Source organism: Lentzea sp. NPDC051208, from assembly GCF_040682435.1.
GTDB classification, from domain to species: Bacteria; Actinomycetota; Actinomycetes; order Mycobacteriales; family Pseudonocardiaceae; genus Lentzea; species Lentzea kristufekii.
The window spans coordinates 973,125-992,334 of sequence record NZ_JBFBAW010000001.1; the positions used below are offsets into that span (position 1 = coordinate 973,125).

20 protein-coding genes are annotated in these 19,210 nt (G+C 70.4%); 11 read left to right on the top strand and 9 right to left on the bottom strand.

Annotated elements, in window-relative coordinates; genetic code table 11:
• Window positions 1–35 precede the first annotated feature (35 nt).
• The 4 genes from AB0M48_RS04190 to AB0M48_RS04205 form a co-directional block, all read right to left on the bottom strand.
• Window positions 36–371 carry a DUF6292 family protein gene (locus AB0M48_RS04190; RefSeq protein ID WP_363835842.1) on the bottom strand — a complete coding sequence of 112 codons (336 nt, stop codon included), beginning with the start codon at window positions 369–371 and terminating at the stop codon, window positions 36–38.
• A gap of 110 nt (window positions 372–481) precedes the next feature.
• Window positions 482–1,426, bottom strand: a complete 945-nt coding sequence (locus tag AB0M48_RS04195) for a sporulation protein (RefSeq protein ID WP_363835843.1) — start codon at window positions 1,424–1,426, stop codon at window positions 482–484.
• Window positions 1,427–1,453: 27 nt separating this feature from the next.
• Window positions 1,454–2,485, bottom strand: coding sequence for a hemolysin family protein (locus AB0M48_RS04200; RefSeq protein WP_363835844.1), 1,032 nt, complete (start codon window positions 2,483–2,485; stop codon window positions 1,454–1,456).
• A complete protein-coding gene (locus AB0M48_RS04205; protein ID WP_363835845.1) occupies window positions 2,482–3,723 on the bottom strand; it encodes a hemolysin family protein in 1,242 nt (413 codons plus the stop codon). The genes AB0M48_RS04200 and AB0M48_RS04205 overlap by 4 nt, the downstream gene beginning before the upstream one ends.
• A gap of 108 nt (window positions 3,724–3,831) precedes the next feature.
• Here AB0M48_RS04205 and AB0M48_RS04210 point away from each other — a divergent pair, with 108 nt between their 5' ends.
• The 7 genes from AB0M48_RS04210 (at window position 3,832) to AB0M48_RS04240 (ending at window position 11,346) form a co-directional block, all read left to right on the top strand.
• The gene (locus AB0M48_RS04210) at window positions 3,832–4,227 is read left to right on the top strand and encodes a MerR family transcriptional regulator (RefSeq protein WP_258948440.1); all 396 of its coding nucleotides are present in this window, start codon (window positions 3,832–3,834) and stop codon (window positions 4,225–4,227) included.
• A gap of 31 nt (window positions 4,228–4,258) precedes the next feature.
• The gene (locus tag AB0M48_RS04215; protein WP_363835847.1) at window positions 4,259–5,962 is read left to right on the top strand and encodes a dihydroxy-acid dehydratase; all 1,704 of its coding nucleotides are present in this window, start codon (window positions 4,259–4,261) and stop codon (window positions 5,960–5,962) included.
• 454 nt (window positions 5,963–6,416) lie between these two features.
• Window positions 6,417–7,982, top strand: coding sequence for an ABC transporter substrate-binding protein (locus AB0M48_RS04220; protein WP_363835849.1), 1,566 nt, complete (start codon window positions 6,417–6,419; stop codon window positions 7,980–7,982).
• Window positions 7,979–8,959, top strand: a complete 981-nt coding sequence (locus AB0M48_RS04225; RefSeq protein WP_363835850.1) for an ABC transporter permease — start codon at window positions 7,979–7,981, stop codon at window positions 8,957–8,959. Before AB0M48_RS04220 ends, AB0M48_RS04225 begins: the two co-directional genes overlap by 4 nt.
• On the top strand, window positions 8,952–9,836 hold the full coding sequence (locus tag AB0M48_RS04230) for an ABC transporter permease (protein ID WP_363835851.1): 885 nt from the start codon (window positions 8,952–8,954) through the stop codon (window positions 9,834–9,836). Before AB0M48_RS04225 ends, AB0M48_RS04230 begins: the two co-directional genes overlap by 8 nt.
• Window positions 9,830–10,732 (top strand): ABC transporter ATP-binding protein, encoded by a 903-nt coding sequence (locus tag AB0M48_RS04235; RefSeq protein WP_363835852.1) that lies wholly within the window; start codon window positions 9,830–9,832, stop codon window positions 10,730–10,732. The genes AB0M48_RS04230 and AB0M48_RS04235 overlap by 7 nt, the downstream gene beginning before the upstream one ends.
• The gene (locus AB0M48_RS04240; RefSeq protein WP_363835854.1) at window positions 10,714–11,346 is read left to right on the top strand and encodes an ATP-binding cassette domain-containing protein; all 633 of its coding nucleotides are present in this window, start codon (window positions 10,714–10,716) and stop codon (window positions 11,344–11,346) included. Before AB0M48_RS04235 ends, AB0M48_RS04240 begins: the two co-directional genes overlap by 19 nt.
• On the opposite strand, the gene AB0M48_RS04245 is transcribed toward AB0M48_RS04240, so the two are convergent.
• From AB0M48_RS04245 to AB0M48_RS04265, 5 genes are read right to left on the bottom strand one after another with little or no spacing between them, the layout of a single operon-like run.
• The gene (locus AB0M48_RS04245) at window positions 11,318–11,842 is read right to left on the bottom strand and encodes a class F sortase (RefSeq protein ID WP_363835855.1); all 525 of its coding nucleotides are present in this window, start codon (window positions 11,840–11,842) and stop codon (window positions 11,318–11,320) included. The two genes, AB0M48_RS04240 and AB0M48_RS04245, sit on opposite strands and share 29 nt — an antisense overlap.
• On the bottom strand, window positions 11,842–12,579 hold the full coding sequence (locus AB0M48_RS04250; RefSeq protein ID WP_363835857.1) for a DUF4397 domain-containing protein: 738 nt from the start codon (window positions 12,577–12,579) through the stop codon (window positions 11,842–11,844). Before AB0M48_RS04250 ends, AB0M48_RS04245 begins: the two co-directional genes overlap by 1 nt.
• Window positions 12,580–12,624: 45 nt before the next feature.
• Window positions 12,625–13,482: a PfkB family carbohydrate kinase gene (locus AB0M48_RS04255; protein WP_363835858.1), complete on the bottom strand. Its 858-nt coding sequence runs from the start codon at window positions 13,480–13,482 to the stop codon at window positions 12,625–12,627.
• A gap of 19 nt (window positions 13,483–13,501) precedes the next feature.
• A complete protein-coding gene (locus AB0M48_RS04260; RefSeq protein ID WP_363835859.1) occupies window positions 13,502–14,251 on the bottom strand; it encodes a hypothetical protein in 750 nt (249 codons plus the stop codon).
• Between the two features lie 25 nt (window positions 14,252–14,276).
• Entirely contained in the window at window positions 14,277–15,401 is a 1,125-nt protein-coding gene (locus AB0M48_RS04265; RefSeq protein WP_363835860.1) for a GAF domain-containing protein, read from the bottom strand.
• 128 nt (window positions 15,402–15,529) lie between these two features.
• On the opposite strand from AB0M48_RS04265, the gene AB0M48_RS04270 reads away from it, so the two are divergent.
• Genes AB0M48_RS04270 through AB0M48_RS04285 form a run of 4 tightly spaced genes read left to right on the top strand, consistent with a single transcriptional unit; the run spans window position 15,530 to window position 19,177 of the window.
• Window positions 15,530–17,053, top strand: coding sequence for an aldehyde dehydrogenase family protein (locus tag AB0M48_RS04270; protein ID WP_363835862.1), 1,524 nt, complete (start codon window positions 15,530–15,532; stop codon window positions 17,051–17,053).
• Window positions 17,053–17,403 (top strand): DUF779 domain-containing protein, encoded by a 351-nt coding sequence (locus tag AB0M48_RS04275; protein ID WP_363835863.1) that lies wholly within the window; start codon window positions 17,053–17,055, stop codon window positions 17,401–17,403. Before AB0M48_RS04270 ends, AB0M48_RS04275 begins: the two co-directional genes overlap by 1 nt.
• Before the next feature lie 53 nt (window positions 17,404–17,456).
• Entirely contained in the window at window positions 17,457–18,311 is an 855-nt protein-coding gene (locus tag AB0M48_RS04280) for a hypothetical protein (RefSeq protein WP_363835864.1), read from the top strand.
• Complete coding sequence (locus AB0M48_RS04285) at window positions 18,308–19,177, top strand: hypothetical protein (RefSeq protein WP_363835865.1); 870 nt, start codon at window positions 18,308–18,310, stop codon at window positions 19,175–19,177. The genes AB0M48_RS04280 and AB0M48_RS04285 overlap by 4 nt, the downstream gene beginning before the upstream one ends.
• Window positions 19,178–19,210: the final 33 nt, after the last annotated feature.

A 19,210-nucleotide genomic window follows, 5' to 3' on the forward strand; every position in this document is an offset into this window, starting at 1 on the left:
CTGATCACGGGCGCGACGGACCTTTCGGCGTTCGGTCAGGCCACCTGATCGGCGTGCACCACCGGACTCACGACGTCCGATGAGCTGCCCTCGGCGAACTGACGCCGCACCCAGCGGGCGACCGTGCGAGGCGGCGGCTCCACGGCTCCGCCCAGATGGGCCACCACGGTCAGCTCGGCACCGTCCTCGACGGCGATCGCCCACCCGTGGCACTCGGTCCACAGCAGCGCGACATCGCGATCGGGATGTCCGGGCAACCGGCCGTCCACGGCTATGTACACCCGCAGCGGCTTGAGCTGGTCCACGCACGAGGACTCGCCGCTCAAGCCCAGTTCCCGCGTGACCCTCAGCGCGTAATCAAGCGCGATCACGTCGTCACCACCCTCCGTCCACCGGGGTAACAACGCCGACTGCTTGACGCAGGACGCGGTTACCCCGGGAGGAGGAACGCAAACGCAAACTCAGTCACTCACCGCCGAAGTCACTCGCCGCCGAAGTCGCCGAAGTCCTCGAACGCGTCATCCATCATCTCGCCGACCACCATGCCGCCGACGACACCGGCGGCACCGGCCGCGACGACCGTGCCCATGCCCATGCCGCCCCGGCCGTGGTGGCCGCCGTGGTGACCGTGCTGGCCGTAGCCGTGCATGCCGCCGCCACGCTGCGCCACCTGGGACAGCCACCCGTTGATGGACGAAGCCCAGTCGGCGACCTCCGCCTCCTGGTGCGAGAGCCGGAAGTGCCCGAACGCGTCACCACCGGAGGAGAACATGCCGCCGCGCTTGTCGGCCTCCAGGATGACGAACAGCTCGTGCGGCGACGCCACGAACGTCAGCTCGACCTGCTGGACGGCACCGGCGAACTGGGCCGGCGGGAAGAACTCGATCTCCTGGTAGAAACCGAGCTCCTGCGGCACGCCGTGCAGGCGACCGGCCTCCACGTCCGCGCTGCGGAACGAGAACCCGAGCTGCCCGAACGCGTTCAGCACCGCGTCCTGCGACGGCAGCGGGTGGACCAGGACCGGGTCGAGGTCGCCCTTGTCCGGCGCGCCCGCGATCACGAGCTCGGTCCGCACACCCACGGTCATGCCGGGCAGCTGCCCGCCGCCCACCGCGGTGATCGGGGTCTCCCAGGGGATCGGCAGCTGGAACGGGATCGCGACCAGCTGACCGGCCCCGACCCGCACGCCCTGCTGCACGACGACCCGCAGGAACTCCGACACGCCGCCGTACTCGTGGTCACCGTGCTCGACCTCGACGCGGGTGACGAGCGACAGCACGACCTGGCCGATCTCGGCGTCCGCACTGCCACCCTGGATGCGCACCTGCCCGGTGACGACCTGGCCGGGCGTGGCGTGCGGCGAGTCCAGCACGGTGTCGACCGACGGGCCGCCGACGCCGAAGGCGCTGAGCATCCGTTTGAACATGTGTGTTTCCTCCCTGGGAAACTCCGGTCAGCGGACGCCGACCGGACGGGTGTCGGTTTCGTCCTCGAAGTCGCCGATCAGCTCTTCGAGGAGGTCTTCCAATGCCGCGATGCCGAGGACTTCGCCATCTCCCACGAGCGCGAGTTGCGAACGTTCCGCCCGCATCGCAGTTACGGCCTGGGCCACTGGCATCGAGGCGGGCAGCGTCAGCACCGGGCCCATCAGCTCGCTGGCCGGTGGGTCCTCGCCGCGGGCCGTGGCGCGCATGGCCTCGCGGATGTGCACGAGTCCCACGTAGTCGCCGCGCGGGCCGGTGACCGGGAAGCGGGACCGTCCACACTGGAGGCTGCGGCGCTCGATCTCCCGCGCGGTGGTGTGCTCGGTCACCGTCGACGTCTCCGCCACCGGCACCATCACCTCGCTCACGGTCGTGCGCTGCACCTGCAGCATCCTCGTCAGCAACCGGTTCTGGGCCTCGGGGATCAGGCCGTGCTCGGCGGACTGGCGCAGTAGCATTCTCAGGTCGTCCGGCCGGTGCGCCTGCGCCAGCTCGTCCTGCGGCTCGACCTTCATGAGGCGCAGCAGCGAGTTCGTGACGCCGTTCAGTCCACTGAGGAGCCAGCGGACCGAGCGGGCGAACGCGCGGAACGGCAGCGCCAGGATCAGCGCGGACCGCTCGGGGTTCGCGATGGCCCACGACTTCGGGGCCATCTCGCCGACGACCATGTGCAGGAACACCACCAGCACCAAGCTGATCGCGAACGCGATGCCGTAGGCGAACGCCTCCGGCAGGCCGGTCAGGCGGAGCGCCGGTTCCAGCAGGTCGGCAACGGCCGGTTTGGCCAGCGCGCCCAGGCCCAAGGTGCACAGCGTGATTCCGAGCTGGGCACCCGCGAGCATCAGCGACAGCTCACGCACGCCCGCCACGGCGGCACGCGCCGCCCGTGACGTCTCGGCGGCCTGCTCCAGGCGGTGCCGCTTCGCCGCGATCAACGCGAACTCCGCGGCCACGAAGAAGCCGTTCAACGCCAGCAGCACGACGGAAATGATGATGCTCATCGGGACAGCACCACCGAGTCGGGCACGTTGCGGGCCACCGTGGTGACCACCAGCCGCACGCCGTTCATCTCGATCTCGTCCCCGGCCCGGGCCACCCTGCCCAGCTGGTGCAGCACCAGACCGGACACCGTGTCGTAGGCGTCGTCTTCCGGGAGTTCCACGCCGGTGGCGTCCTCGACCTCGTCCAGCCTCATGCGGCCGGGCACGCGCCAGTCGTCGCCGACCTTCTCGATCATCTCGGCCACCCGGTCGTCCTCGTCGTGGATCTCACCGACGAGTTCCTCGGCCAGGTCCTCCAGCGAGATCACGCCGGCGAACCCGCCGAACTCGTCGACCACGCAGGCGAGCTGGCGGCGTTCGGTGCGCAGCCTCTCGAGCACCGCGGGCAACGGCAGCGTCGCCGGGACGACGAGCGCGGGCGAGGCGATCTTCTCGATGGCCACCGACGCCCGCTGCGACGGCGGCAGCGTCAGCACCTCGGCCAGCCCGACGACACCGCGCAGGTCGTCCAGGTCCTCGCCGACCACCGGGAAACGCGAGTTGCCGGTGTCCAGCAACGAGACCACGCGCGCGGCGGGGTCGTCGAACCGCACGGTGTGGACGTTCACGCGGGGCGTCATCGCCTGTTCCGCGACGAGCTCGCGGAACCCGATGCCGTGCTCCAGCAGCCGGGTGAGCTCGGGGTCGAGGTGTCCCTGCTCCCCTGCCTCCTCGACGATCTGCCGGAAGTCCTCGGGCGTCGCGCCCTGGGGCAGTTCCTCGACGGGCTCGATGCCGAGCGCGCGCAGCAGCCGGTTCGCGGCCGCGTCGAACAACCGGATCACCGGTCCGGCGATCTTCAGGTACAGGAGGGTGGAGGAGCTCAGGGCTAGCGCCAGCTTCTCGGGCCGCGCGATCGCGAGGTTCTTCGGCAGGAGCTCACCGAGCACCATCTGCACGAAGGTCGCGAAGACCAGCGCGATCACCATCGAGCCCGGCACACCGAGGCCCGTTCCGAGCAGTGGCTCGGCCACGTATCCCACGAGCAGTGCCGTCACCGTGATGCCGAACTGGGCACCGGACAGCATGAAGGAGAGCTTCTGGGTCACGCGGTAGGCACGCTCGGCGGCCTTCGAGCCGCCCTCGGCCAACTGCTGCAGGCGGCCGCGGTCGACCGCCATGTACGCGAACTCCTGCGCGACGAAATAGCCGGTGGCCACGGTGAGGGCCACGATGGCGAGCAAGCCGGATGCGATCAACAAGACGCACCCGGCCACGTACTACAGCCGTCTACATCGGCTTCTTCAGGCATGCACCAACAGTAGCACGTAGCACTGTATGGTTTGCGGTGACGGGAGGTCACCGCCATGTCCGAAGCACTGCTGAAGATCGGCGAGCTCGCCGCCCGCGCCGGCGTGAGCATCCGCACCGTCGACTACTACACGACGCTGGGCCTGATCAGCCCCGCCCAGCGCACCGCGAGCAACTACCGCCTCTACCGCGGCGACGACGTGGAGCGCATCCACCTCGTACAACGCCTGGAGGTCCACGGTCTTCCCCTGGAGGACATCGCCCGCGCGTTCACGGCCGGTCCCGCCGACACCGCGGCGGTGCTCGGGCAGATCGACACGGACCTGCGCACGCTCCAGGAGGCCGCCGACGCCGCGTCCCCGGAGATGCACGGCCTGCTGTCGGTGATCGCGAACCGGGTCCACTCGCTGATCACCATCGCGTTGCAGCTGCCGCCCGACCTGCCGATGTAGCTAAGGTCGACGAAGGACCTCGGGAGGCGCAGTGGGGCTACGCAGCGAGCACTGGTACGCAGGTCAGGACCGCAACGCCTACATCCACCGCGCCTGGATGCGCCGCGGCACCCCGGACGACGCCTTCTCCCGCCCGCAGATAGCCATCGCCAACACCGCCTCCGATCTCACCCCGTGCAACGCGCACCTGGACGAGGTCGCGAAGTCCGTCTCGAACGGCGTGTACGAGGCGGGCGGCATCCCGCTCAACCTGCCGGTGGTGTCGCTGGGCGAGACCAACGTCCGTCCCACCGCGATGCTGTGGCGCAACATGGCCGCGATGGCGGCCGAGGAGATGCTGCGCGCGAACCCCGTCGACGGCGTGGTGCTGCTCGGCGGGTGCGACAAGACGATTCCGGCGCTGCTGATGGCCGCCGCGTCCGTCGACATCCCGGCGGTCGTGCTGCCGGGCGGGCCGATGCTGACCGGCACGTTCCGCGGCATTCCCCTGGGCTGCGGAACGGACGTCTGGCGGCTGTCCGAGGAGGTCCGGGCGGGCACGTTGTCGCAGGAGGCGTTCGCCCGCTCCGAGTCGGCGATGATCCGCAGCCGCGGCCACTGCAACACCATGGGCACCGCGTCGACGATGGCGCTGGTCGCCGAGGCGCTGGGCACCGTCGTCCCCGGTGTGGCGGGCACCCCGGCGCCGGACAGCAGGCTGCTGGAGGCCTCGCACGGCACCGGCAGGCTGGTCGTGGAGCTGATCAAGGAGGACCGGCGGCCGAGCACGTTCCTGACCAAGGCGTCCTTCCACAACGCGATCGTGGCGCTGGCCGCGATCGGCGGCTCGACCAACGCCGTGGTGCACCTGCTCGCGATCGCGGGCCGGCTCGGCGTCGGCCTGACGCTGGACGACTTCGACCGCATCGGCTCGGGCGTGCCGTTGCTCGTGGACCTGCAGCCGGCGGGCCGGTTCCTGATGGAGGACTTCCACCGCGCGGGCGGACTTCTGGCCGTGCTGCGGGAAGTGCGCGACCTGCTCGATCCCGCCGGGCTCACGGTCACCGGCCGGCCGCTCGTCGACCACCTCGGCGACGCGCCGATCTGGGATCCCGAAGTGATCAGGAGCAGGTCCGAACCGATCATCGCCGAGGGCGGGATCGCGGTGCTGCGCGGCAACCTGGCGCCGTCGGGAGCGTTGATCAAACCGGCGGCCGCGTCCGCGCACCTGTTGCAGCATCGTGGAAAGGCCGTGGTGTTCGACAGCATCGAGGACTTCCACGCCCGCGTCGACGACCCCGATCTCGACGTGGACGCGGACTCCGTGCTGGTGCTGCGTGGCTGCGGCCCGCGCGGCTATCCGGGCATGCCGGAGGTGTCGAACATGCCGTTGCCGAAGAAGCTGCTGGAACAGGGCGTGCGCGACATGGTCCGGATCTGCGACGGGCGCATGAGCGGCACGGCCTACGGCACCGTCGTCCTGCACGTGGCACCGGAGGCGGCCGCGGGCGGACCGCTCGGCCTGGTCCGCACCGGTGACGTCATCGTGCTGGACGTGGAGAACCGCCTCATCGAGGTCGAGGCGCCGGACTTCCTGTCCCGCACGCCGAACGCGGCCATGACGTCGGCGTTCGCCTCACCGAAGCGGGGCTGGGAACGGCTCTACGTCGACCACGTCCTGGGCGCCGACACCGGAGCCGACCTCGACTTCCTCATCGGCTCCAGCGGCAGCGAAGTAGCCCGCGAATCGCACTAGGCCGCGCCGCAAATTCGCCGCTGAAGTCGCTCCACCAGTAGCACGCCACCTCACCCGCGCCGTGCTTCAACCGCACGCGGGGCGCTTTCGTGCGGCATGACAGTACGAAAGGGCCCCGCGTGCGGAGCGGAACAGCGGCGGATTTCCGGTGCAGGACACGTTAGTGCGAGTGCTCGTGCTCCTCGACGTGACCCGCGTCATGCACGTGCGTGTGTGAGTGCGTCTCGCCGCCGTGCGCGTGAGTGTGCTCGTGTTCGACGTGATCATGCGCATGCTCCCCGTGGGGATGCGTGTGAGTCGTATCTCCGTGGCTGTGCTCGTGAGTGTGCACTCCATTGGTCATGCCTCGATGCTGGCACGACTCCTCCTCCAGCGCGCACCTGCAAGGTCTTGCTAATTGCAACTTGCTTGCTGTTAGCTGCCTCTGGCAACACGGACACTGGGGAGGAACTGGATGCGGCGCGCGCTCTTGCTGGCCGTCGTCCTGCTGGCGGGGTGCTCGTCACCCGACGGCTCGACGACCGGATCGGCGACGTCCATCGTGATCGGCGCAGGCAGTGAGCCGGAGAACCTCAACCCTGTGCTCGGCTACGCGCCGGACGGCGCCGCGAAGATCTTCGACGGACTCGTCTCGCGCGACGCCTCGCTGGCGCTGAAACCGGCTCTGGCCGCGGAACTGCCGACGGCGTCGGCGGACGGTCTGACGTGGACCGCCAAGCTGCGCAAGGACATCACGTTCTCCGACGGCACCCCGCTGACCGCGGACGACGTCGTGTTCACCTACAGGTCCGTGCTGGACAAGAAGGTGAACTCCACGATCGCCTCCCGGTTCGACGCGCTGGCCGGCGTCGTGGCGAGGGACCCGGCCACCGTCGAGTTCACGCTCTCCTACCCCTACGCGCCGTTCGCGCAGCAACTCGCGCTCGGCATCGTGCCCGCGACGAAGCTCACCGGCGTCGACATCAACAGCGCGCCGTTCAACACCGCCCCGGTCGGCACCGGCCCCTACACGGTCTCCGAGTGGCGCAAGGGCGACCGGCTCATCTTGAAGGCCAACGAGAAGTACTGGGGCGGCGCGCCCGCGATCAAGTCCGTGACCGTGGTCTTCGTGCCGGACGACAACTCCCGCGCGACCCGCATGGCCGCCGGTGAGTTCGACGGCACGGTGCTGCCGCCCAAGCTCGCCAGGACCTACCGCGACAGGTCCGGGTACAAGATCGTGCAGAACCCGTCGGCCGACTACCGCGGTCTCGGCATCCCCTCCGAACTGCCGTTCACCTCGTCACCGCAGGTCCGGCGCGCGATCAACCTCGGCATCAACCGCCAGGCCATGATCGACGCCGTGCTGGCCGGCTCCGGCAAGCCCGCGTCGACGCCCATCTCGCCCTACCTCCAGGAGTGGTACGACGAGAAGTCCGCGTTCACCTTCGACGTGGCCGAGGCGGAGAAGCTGCTCGACGAGGCGGGCTGGCGCAGGGGCGCGGACGGCAAGCGCGCCAAAGACGGTCAGCCCGCGAAGCTGCCGGTGCTCTACCCCGCGCCCGACGTGCTGCGCAAGGAACTCGCGCTCGCCACGGCCTCGGACATCGCGAAGCTCGGCATCGACGCCCCGGTCGAGGCGACCACGTTCGACGTCATGCTGCAACGGCGCAAGGAAGCGGCGGCGGTCTGGGGCGGCGGCGACCCGTACGACCCGGACACGGCCGCGTACACCTTGCTGCACAGCAAGTACGCGGGCCAGGACGGCTACGTGAACATGACGCTGTACAGGAACTCCACTGTGGACAGCGCACTCGACACCGCCCGCCGCAGTCTCGACCCGGCCGCGCGCAAGAAGGCCTACCAGGACTTCCAGGAGGCCTACGCCGCCGATCCCGGCTGGGCGTTCCTGGTGTTCCTCGACCACACCTACGTCGTGCGGGACAAGTGGAACGGCCAGGAGACCCAGGTCGAGCCGCACGACCACGGACTCGTGCACGCGGTGTGGTGGAACCTCGAGCGCTGGACACCCAAGTCGTGACGCGGCGGAAGGCGATCGGCCGGTTGGCGCTGCGCCGGCTCGCGTTCGCGGTCCCGGTGCTGCTCGTGGTCAGCTTCGCGTTGTTCGTGCTGGCCAAGGCCTCACCGTTCGACCCGATCGAGCGCTACTTCGGCGTCCGGATCATCGGCGCCTCACCGGAACGCGTGGCCCAGCTGCGCGCGAACTGGGGAGTCGACGAACCCGTCGTGGCCCAGTACTGGGCCTGGCTGCGGCACGCCATCACCGGTGACCTCGGCGACTCGTTGTCGTTGCAGCAACCCGTGTCGGCCGTGATCGGCGACCGTCTCGGGTGGACGGTGCTGCTGGTGTCGGTCGGCTTCGCCCTGGCGCTGGTGCTCGGACTGCTGCTGGGCACGCTCGCGGCGTGGCGGCAGGGGTCGTGGCTCGACCGGTCGATCACGGGCAGCTGTTACGCACTGGAGGCCGCGCCGGTCTTCTGGGTGGGACTCGCGGTGCTGTACGTGTTCGCGCTGCAGCTGCGGTGGCTTCCCGGTGGCGGCGTGACGACCGGGTCCGAACCGGTGTCCGCCGGCGGCGTCGCGGTCCACATGGTGCTGCCGGTGGCCGTGCTGGCGATCTCGCAGGCGCCGTGGTTCGTGCTGTTCGTGCGGCAGAACCTCCTCGAGTCGTTCACGCAGGACCACGTGATCGGCGCTCGGGCCCGCGGGCTGCCGGACCACCTGGTGGTGTCGGGGCACGCGCTGCGCACCTCGCTGCTGCCGTTCCTGACCCTCCTCGGCGCGCGACTGCCCGAGCTGATCACCGGGGCGTTGCTGGTGGAGACGGTGTTCTCGTGGCCGGGCATCGCGCGGGCGACGGTGGAGGCGGCGCTGAACGTCGACTTCGCGTTGCTGGGCGCGCTGACCGTGATGGCGACGGGCGTGGTGCTGGTGGGCAACCTGCTGGCCGACGTCCTGTACGCGCTGGCCGACCCGAGGGTGGCGCTCGATGGCTGACCTGACCTGGCGTCCCGCCCCGCGCAGCCGCCTCACCGCCGCGAGCCCGCCGCGATCGCCGAAGTGGCGGCTCCTGCCGTCCGCGGTCGTCCTGGGCGTCGTCGCGCTGGTCGTCCTGGTCGTGCCGCTGTTCGCGGAACTCAACGAGCAGTACGTCGACCTCGCGATCGCCAACCAGCCGCCGTCCGCCGCGCACCTGTTCGGCACTGATGAACTGGGCCGCGACGTGCTGCTGCGTTGCGTCTACGCCCTGCGGGTGTCCCTCACGGTCGGCGTGGTCGCGGCCGTGATCTCCGCGGTCGCCGGCACGGCGGTCGGCGCGCTCGCGGGGTCGATCGGCGGCTGGTTCGACCGGATCCTGATGCGCGTGGTCGACGCGATTGCCTCGGTGCCCCACCTGCTGCTGGGCATCGTGATCGTGGCGGTGCTGCGGCCCAGCCTCTCCGCCGTGATCATCTCGATCGCCCTGACGCACTGGCTCACGGCCGCCCGGATCGTGCGGTCGGAGGTGCTGTCGCTGCGCACGAGGCCGTTCATCGACGCGGCGATCGTCGGCGGCGCCAGCCGGACGCAGGTTCTCACCAGGCACCTGCTGCCGAACGTCGCCCCGCAGGTCCTGCTCGCGACCACCCTGATGGTGCCGCACGCGGTGTGGCACGAGACGGCGTTGTCGTTCCTCGGCCTCGGTCTGCCGCCGCACGCGGCCAGCGTCGGCAACATGATCAACGACGCCCAGCGCTCGTTGCTGACCGGCGGCTGGTGGATGTCGCTGGCACCCGGACTGCTGCTGATCATCACGACGCTGGCGGTGTCCGGGCTGAGCGGCGTGTGGCGGGACCGGCTGAACCCCAAGCGGCGCACGGAGTTGACGTGGTGAACCTGGAGATCGACCGGGTGTCGGTGCGGTTCGCGCTCAAGGGCGCGACCGTCGAGGCCGTGAACGACGTGTCGTTGCGGATCAGGCCCGGCGAGTGCGTGGCGCTGGTCGGTGAGAGCGGCTGCGGAAAGACGGTGCTGGCCTCGGCCCTGCTCGGGTTCCTCCCGGGCAACGCGGAGACCTCGGGCAGCGCGCGACTCGGCGACGTCGATCTGCTCGCGGCGACCGATCACGAGCTCGCGACCACGGTACGAGGACGCCGGATCGGTCTCATCCCGCAGAGTCCGGCGAGCCACCTGACGCCGGTCCGCACCGCGCGGTCCCAGCTCGAGGAGGCCGCGCGCGTCCTCGGCGGTGACGCCCGGCAGGCCGCCGAACGGGCCGGTCTGCTGCCCGAACACCTCGACCGCTACCCGCACGAGCTGTCCGGCGGCATGGCGCAGCGCGTCGCGAACGCGCTGGCGCTGGTCGGCAACCCGCCGCTGCTGATCGCCGACGAACCGACCACCGGCCTCGACCGCGACCTCGTGGACGGGCTGCTCGACGAGTTCCGCAGGCTGGTCGACGACGGTCACGCCGTCCTGCTGATCACCCACGACCTCGCGGCGGCGCACAGGGTCGCCGACCGGATCGCGGTGATGTACGCGGGCCGGATCGTCGAGGTCGGCCCCGCGCACGAGGTGCTCGACCGCTCGAAGCACCCCTACAGCCGGGGGCTCGCGAACGCGCTGCCGGAACGGGACTTCCTCCCGATCCCCGGCCAGCCTCCCCTGCTCACCGACCTGCCGGCGGGGTGCGCGTTCGCCCCGCGCTGCGACCAGGCCACCGCGATCTGCGAGGACCGCCCCGTGCTCACCGACGACCCGCACGCCGTCGCGTGCCACCGCCCGTGCTGACCGGGCTGGGCATCACCGCGGGCTACGACGCCCCGGTGATCACCGACGTCAGCCTGACCGTCCGGCCAGGACAGACCGTGGGTCTCGCCGGGCCGAGCGGATCGGGCAAGTCCACAATGGCGCGGGTGCTCGCGTTGCTGCACAAGCCGTTCGCCGGCACGGTGGAGATCGACGGCGAGACCGTCACCGGGTTCCGGTTCAAGGCCAGGCAGCGCACGAAGATCGGTGTCCTGTTCCAGCAGCCGAGGCTGTCCGTCGACCCGCGGTTCACCCTCCGCCAGGCGATCGCGGAACCCGGTGGGGACCGCGTCGACGAACTGGCCGACCTGGTGATGCTCACCGACGACCTGCTGGGCCGCCGCCCGCACGAGGTCAGCGACGGCCAGTTGCAGCGCGCCTGCCTGGCCCGTGCGCTCGCGCTGAACCCGCGGTACCTGATCTGCGACGAGATGACGACGATGCTGGACGCCTCCACGACGGCGGCACTGGTCGGCGTGATCCGGGCATATCAACGAGAGTCCGGCGCGGGCGTGCTCGCGATCTCGCACGACACCACGCTGCTCACGAGGTGGGCGGACGAGACCGTCAGGCTTTCAGCACCGCTTCCACGATGACGTTGTTCCGGTAGCTGCCCGCGACCCGGTCGAAGTCGCCCCCGCACGTCACGAGCCGCAGCTCGGACAACGGCGTCGGCCCGTACACCAGGGCGGTCGGGAACGCGGACTTCTCCATCGTCTGGGTGCTGTTCACGACGAACGTGAGCTTGCTGCCGTCCTCGCGCTCCACCAGCACCTCGGCACCGGGCTGCAGCTCGGGCAGCCGGTAGAACACACCGGGCCCGGTCTTCGAGTCGACGTGCCCGGCGATCACGGCCGGACCGGCGTCGCCGGGCGCGATCCCCTTGGCGTACCACCCGGCCTCGTCCGAGCGCGTCGGCGGCTCCAGCGCCCCGGCGGAGTCGACCTCCAGCGCTTCGAGCGTGGTCTCGACGCCGATCGACGGGATCAGTACGGTCACCGGCTCCGGCACCTCGTCCGAACCCGGCCCTTTGACGACGTAGATGAGCGTGACCAGCACCGCGGCGCCCATCAGGAGCTTGCCCCTGGCCATCAGCCGAACCGGAACAGCCGGCCGCGCACCGAGTACATCGCCACGCCCACGATGAGCGTGATCACCAGGGCGGTGAGCCAGTCCCAGCCGCCCGCCATGCCGCCGAACCCGGTCTCCTGCCCGCCACCGGGCACGACCTCGGCGCCCTTGGCGTCGGTCCGCAGCTCGATGCGCCGTGCGTTGACCAGCAACGTGTAGACGCCGCCGGGTTCGATCGTGGCCTCCAGCGTCGTGGAGTCCTTGCCGCGCGGCACCACCTGCAGCGCGTCCGAGCCGGGAGCCAGCAGGACGTAGCCGGTCGTGGAGTTCGCCTGCACGGCGCGGTGCACGGGCGCGCCGCCGCGCACCAGGTCCATCGCGGCGTCACCGGCGTTGATCACGCGCAGCCGCGCCTGCCCGTCCGGAGGCAGGCTGATGTCGTCCTCCAGCACCTTCATCGAGGAGGCGATGTCGATGACCGTGTAGGTCTTCCCGCTCTCCGCCCGCATCGACACCGACCGCAGCAACGGGCTGCCCGGCTCGGCCATGCGGAACTCGACGACGTGCTCACCGGGCTCGATGCGGCGGTAGTCGTAGAGCTGGGCGTAGTCCAGGGTGCCGAGCTTCACCCCGTCGAGCGTGCCGTCGACACGCGCCTGGTCCATCGAGAAGTGCCCGAGGCGCACGTACGTCCCTGTCGCGGCGTGCGCGGGCGTGGCGGAGAGCAGCAGCAACAGCACTACGGCGAGTACTCGCACGCGGACCCCTCCCCTCGGTTGACGGCTCAACGATAACGCGCCTGATCAGCTTGCAGTGAGGTTCGGCCGGCCTCCGGGATGCGTCACCGTGGCCCCCGAGGCCTCGACGGCGAGCCTCGCCGCCTCCTCGGGGCCGTCTCCACGCGTGAGAGCGAACGCCAGCGCGGCCACGAACGCGTCCCCGCCCCCGGTCGTGTCCACCACCTCCACGTCGCCGAGCGGCACCACCAGCTCTCCCCCGTCCCACGCGAACACGTTGCCCACACCGTCCACAGCGAACGCCACGAGCTCCTTCGGCATCAGCTCGCGGGCCGCACCCAGCGCGTCCTCCGCGCTCGTGATCTTCCGGCCGGTCAGCTGCTCGGCCTCGCGGTGGTCCGCGCGCACCACGTCGGCGCACGCCAGCAGTTCGTCTCGCAGCCGTTCGGGTGCGCCGTCGAGCACCACCCGCCCGGTTGCCGCCCGCGCTGCTTTGAGAGCCACCTCCGGCGGTTGCTGCAGCTGCACGACCACGGTGGCCGCCCGCGCGATGGTGTCGGTCGGCAGGTCCTCCTCGCGCAGCAGCACGCCGTCCGGGACGTCCTCCAGGTACCGCCAGCCGTCGGCGACCACGTCCACGAACAGCGCGGTGTCGCACTCGGGCCGCCGCACGACGCCCTCGGTGGCGATCCCGTCCGCCCCGGCCCGCGCGATCAGCCGGGCGCCCACGTCGTCGTCCCCGACGACACCGACGAGCGCGACCGGCGCACCCAGCTGCGCGAGCCCGACCGCGATGTTCGCGCCCTTGCCGCCCAGCATCTCCCGGCGTTCCCGCACGGGTGTCGTGCCTCCGGCCTCCGGCACCTCGTCCACGACGAGGACCAGGTCCCGTCCCACCTGCCCGACCACGACGACGTCGTCCATGGTGGAGGACTACCCAGGATCAACTCCGCGGGAACCGGTCGGTGACGTCGAGCCCGTCCGGCAGCACGGCGAACAGGTCGACCGGCGTCCGCTGCGACACCATCTCGCCGCGGTGCAGCCGCCTGAGCCGGTCCCTGGCCACGACGACCTGCTCGCTCGGAGCGGAGAGCACGATGACCGGCACCGCGCCCTGGGCGACGTGCGCGCTCACCCGGTCCGCGGTCCCGCGCCCGAACTTGAGCACCGTCCCGTACCGCACGAGGTAGAGCAGGTTCTCCTCGCCTCGCGCGCGCTTGAGCTGCCGCACCTCGCCGGTCTCGTCCTCGCGGCCCCACGTGCCGTGCGACTTCGTCAGCCACCGGTACCCGGTCCACGGCAACCCGTGCACGTCCGTCGCGAGCACGGTCCAGCCGGGCCGGAAGTACTTGGCGAGCCGGACCTTCACGGTCGTCGCGGCGATGAACTCCGAGTTCTCCCGCCAGGTGCCGTCGAGCTCCAGCCGGTGCGCGATCTTCTGCACCGCCGGGTCCGGCACGGACCTGTCGTCCAGGCACACCAGGCACCTCGTGCGCCAGCCGACGCCGCACGAGCGTGCGACACCGCACCAGCCGCACTGCTGGATCTGCACGGGCGCGCCACCCGGCCTGTCGTGCAGCACCTTCATCTGGCCGGACACGACCCGCAGGCACGGCGCGCACAAAGCACACCACGCGACCTCGGTGACCTCCTTGCGCGGCAACCGGGTCATGCAGTTGATGCACTGCTTCACATTGCCCTCCCCCTGGCGGGAAAGCCTATTCCAGCGCCCTTCGCAGGCGCGAGGAGACGAGAGCGTGACGAGGATCGGTGACCGGGAGCAGCGTGTGCAGCCGTTCGAGCACCTCGGCGTCCTCACCGTTGTCCGCGAACGACAGCAGCGCGTCGAGATCCCCCCGCTCCAGCACGCCCTTGCGCACCGCGGCGGCGAGGTCGGCCCGCTCCTCGCGGATCGCCGGCGCGTCCGAACGGGGTAGCAGATCACCGCCGTAGTGCCGGGTCGCCCTGCCCGCGTCACCGGACCTGAGTGCGGTCCGCACGTCCAGGAAGTCGCCGCGCACCACGGCATCGAGCCGGTACGGCCTCGTCAGCAGGACACCGCCGAGCTGCGCGCGCAGCCGGTGCAGTTCCGCGCGGACCGTGGTCGGGTTCCCCCGTTCACCATAGAGCAGCAACGCGAGTTGTTCCGCCGTGAGTCCCTTGGGGTGCAGGGCGAGCGCCGTCAGGACCTCCGCGTTGCGCAACGTGAGCGTGAGCGGCCGTCCGTCGAGGTCGGCGTGCAGCCCGCCCAGGAAGTTCAGCGTCAGCACGTGCTGCCGCGGCGCGAACCGCTGCAGGTGGTGCTCGGCCAGCCGGGCGGCCGCGGACACGAGCTGCGCGACGGCCGGGTGCATCGTCTTCAACGGCCCGCTCACGTCGACGACGCCCAGCAGGACCCCCGTGTGGGGGTCGTGGATGGGACTCGCCGCACAGGTCCAGCCGTGGTAGGTGCGCACGAGGTGCTCTCGGGAGTGGACGGTGACGGGCCTGCCGGTCGCCAGCGCGGTGCCCATCGCGTTCGTGCCGATGACGTCCTCGCTCCACCGCGCCCCCTCGGTGAGGTGGACGCGTTCGGCCTTGTGCCGGACCTGGTTGTCGCCCTCGCACCACAGGACGTGGCCGCGGGTGTCGGTGACGATCATGATCGTGTCGTCCATCGACAGCGTGTGCGTGAGCAGCGGGACGGTCGCGGCCAGCGGGTGCGCGCCCCTCAGGTCGGCGACCTCGTCGAGCTCGTAGACGACCGGCGCCTCGTGCCTGTCCGGGTCCACGCGCGCGGCAAGGGAGCGCCGCCACGACTCGAAGATCACCGGACGCGCGGCACCCAGCTCGACTGGGTCCATCGGTCCAGGATGCAGTCCTCGGCACCACACCGGCAAGCCCGTCGTTAGTCCGATCGGATGCAACGTGCGTGAAACGTTGCCGCTCATACCTTCGCTGCCTGTTCGCAACGACGCGGGAGGCAGACCCCATGGCGAAGTACGCGGCTCCAGGACAACCGGACAGCGTGGTCACGTATCGCGACCGGTACGACCACTTCATCGGAGGCGAGTACGTGCCGCCCGCCAAGGGCCAGTACTTCGCCAACCCCACCCCGGTCACCGGTGAGGACTTCACCGAGATCGCGCGGGGCACCGCCGAGGACGTCGAGCACGCGCTGGACGCGGCCCACGGCGCCGCCCGCGCGTGGGGCAAGACGTCGGTCGCGGACCGCGCCAACGTGCTCAACAGGATCGCCGACCGCATCGAGGCCAACCTGGAGATGCTCGCGGTCGCGGAGACGTGGGACAACGGCAAGGCCGTCCGCGAGACGCTGGCCGCCGACCTGCCGCTCGCCGTCGACCACTTCCGCTACTTCGCGGGCGCGCTGCGCGCCCAGGAGGGCGGCATCTCGCAGATCGACGAGGACCTGGTCGCCTACCACCTGCACGAACCGCTCGGCGTCGTCGCGCAGATCATCCCGTGGAACTTCCCGATCCTGATGGCGGTCTGGAAGCTCGCCCCCGCCCTGGCCGCGGGCAACGCGATCGTGCTCAAGCCGGCCGAGCAGACGCCGGCGTCGATCCACGTCCTGATGGAGCTGATCGCCGACCTCATCCCGCCGGGCGTGCTGAACGTCGTCAACGGTTTCGGCGTCGAGGCGGGCAAGCCGCTCGCGTCCTCGCGGCGCGTCGCGAAGGTGGCGTTCACCGGCGAGACGACCACCGGCCGGTTGATCATGCAGTACGCCAGCGAGAACATCATCCCCGTCACGCTGGAGCTCGGCGGCAAGTCGCCCAACGTGTTCTTCTCCGACGTCGCCGCGCAGCGGGATGCCTTCTACGACAAGGCACTCGAAGGCTTCACCATGTTCGCCCTGAACCAGGGCGAGGTCTGCACGTGCCCGTCGCGGGCGCTGATCCAGAGCGACATCTACGACAGCTTCATGGGCGACGCCGTGGAACGGACCCGCGCGATCAAGCAGGGCCACCCGCTCGACACCGAGACGATGATGGGCGCGCAGGCGTCCAACGACCAGCTCGAGAAGATCCTTTCCTACATCGACATCGGCAAGCAGGAAGGCGCCCGCGTGCTGACCGGCGGCGAGCGTGCCGACCTCGGCGGCGAACTGTCCGGCGGCTACTACGTGACGCCGACGATCTTCGAGGGCGACAACAAGATGCGGATCTTCCAGGAGGAGATCTTCGGCCCGGTCGTCTCGGTCACCCGGTTCGCCGACTACGACGACGCCATGAAGACCGCCAACGACACCCTCTACGGCCTGGGTGCCGGCGTGTGGTCGCGCGACGGGTCCGTCGCCTACCGCGCCGGCCGCGACATCCAGGCGGGCCGCGTGTGGGTGAACAACTACCACGCCTACCCGGCGCACGCGGCGTTCGGCGGCTACAAGCAGTCCGGCATCGGCCGCGAGAACCACCGCATGATGCTCGACCACTACCAGCAGACCAAGAACCTGCTCGTCAGCTACTCCCCGAACGCCCTGGGCTTCTTCTGATGCCCCGCGTCGCACTGACCCCTGAGGCCGCGGACGTCCTCCGCGGCCTCAGGGCCGACCACGGCGACCTGATGTTCCACCAGTCCGGCGGCTGCTGCGACGGCTCGGCCCCGATGTGCTACCCCCTCGGGGAGTTCCGCACCGGTTCGTCCGACGTCCACCTCGGGGACCTCGCGGTGGACGAGTTCGTCATTCCTGTGTGGATGTCCGCGGCGCAGTTCGAGTACTGGAGCCACACGCACCTGACGATCGACGTGGTGCCCGGCCGTGGGAGCGGTTTCTCGCTGGAGGCACCACTGGGAGTGCGTTTTCTGGTGCGCTCCCGGCTGCTGACGGACGACGAGCTGTAGTCCCCGCGACCGCTAACCGGTGACGACCGCGGTCACCCCACTACCATGCGCGCATGACCGTCCAATGCGGATGCTGCGGAGCCGAGATCACCTCTACGGACCGCATCGACTACAGGTTGAACCGTCCGGAGCAACTGCTCGGGGTGCCCGGCGAGCGACTCGGCGCGCCCACCGGCGGTCTGCTCGTCGGACCGGACGGCGACTCCTACATCCGTTGCCTGCTCCCGGTTCGGCTGACCGGCGGAACCGAGATCGTGTTCGGCGCGTGGACGCAGATCAGCAAGGTCGACGCGATGTACGCCCACGCCGTGTGGGACAACGACGAGCAGTACGCGAACCTGCGGATCACCGGCACGTTCGCGAACGTCATCAAGCCGTGGGACGTGCTCGGGGTGCCGGTCGAGGCCGCGGTGCTCAACACCGACGAGCTGCCGTACTTCACCGCGCACCCGTTGCTGGAGCGCGAATGGGACCGCGACGAGGTGCTGTGCCGCATCCGGCACCCGTTGCCCGTGCCGGTCCGCGAGACGCTCGGCGAGGTCTGGACCATCGAACGCACCGCGGGCATGCGCTGCGTCGTCGACGGCCGCACGGTCAGGTTCACGAGCCCGGACCGCCGGGTGGCGCTCGACGTCTACGCCGACCTCACCGGCGGCAGCGTGAGCGACTTCCTCGGCGCGGTCCTCGACGGCTACCCCGCGAGCGCCGAGCACTCCGTGGAGCACAACGGCCCGGAGCTGCGCCACGCGTTCTGGCTCAGCGAAGTGATCGACGGTCACGAGGAACAGGTGTTCCACGGGCACGTCGTCCGTCCCGGCACGATGATCTCGGTGCGCTGCGTGCACCGCTATCCGGTGGACAGGGCCTGGGCGCAGCACGTGCTCAACAGCGTCCGGTACATCGGGTGACGGCCTGCGACTGCTGCGGCACCGAGATCGACGATTCGGGCGCCATCGACCTGGACCTGGGTCTGCCCCTCGGCGTGCGCGCCCCCACGCTCCTGGCCAACGGCAACGTGCTCCTGACCGCCGACGCCGCGTACGTCCGGTGCGTGCTGCTCGTCGAGATGACCGGCGACCTGGAGCTGTGGTTCGGCGCCTGGATGCAAGTCGATCCGCAGGACGCCCGGCAAGCGGCCGACTCGTGGGACGGCCCCGGCTACGCCTCGCTGAAGTTCACCGGCACGTTCGCGCACGACGTCAAGCCGTGGGACGGCCTGCGCGGCGCGGAGGTCGCCGCCGAGGTCCGCGAGCCAGAAGACCTGCCCGAGTACGTGCGGCACCCGTTGCTCGGGAAGGTCAGGGACCGCGACGAGGTGCTCAGCGGGTACCTGGTCGAGCTGCCGGTCTCGATCCAGCAGAAGCTGCCCGGCAGGTGGAGCATCGAGCGCACCGCGGGCCTCACCCCGCACGTGCTGGAGGAGGGCCTGCGGTTCGCCGGACCCGGCCGCGCGGTGTTCGTCGACGTCCGCCGGGCCCAGGGCACGTCGGCCGACCGGTTCCTGGAGCTGGCGCTGGAGGGCGCCCCGGAGGTGCCGGAAGAACAGCGGTTCCAGGAACGCGACGGCGTCGAGTTGCGGCACGCCCTGTGGCTCACGTCCGCCTCGGGCCAGCACGAGTTCCACGGCCACGTCGCGCGGTTCGGCGAGATGGTGGTCGTGACGTGCGTGCACGACGACCCGGCCGACCACGTGTGGGCACGCCACGTGCTGAACAGCGTCCGCTTCCGCAGCGGACCACGATCGCAACGTCAGGTAGATCCCAAGTTTGCGTGAGTGAGCTGGACCACTTGCCGGGCTCGACTCACG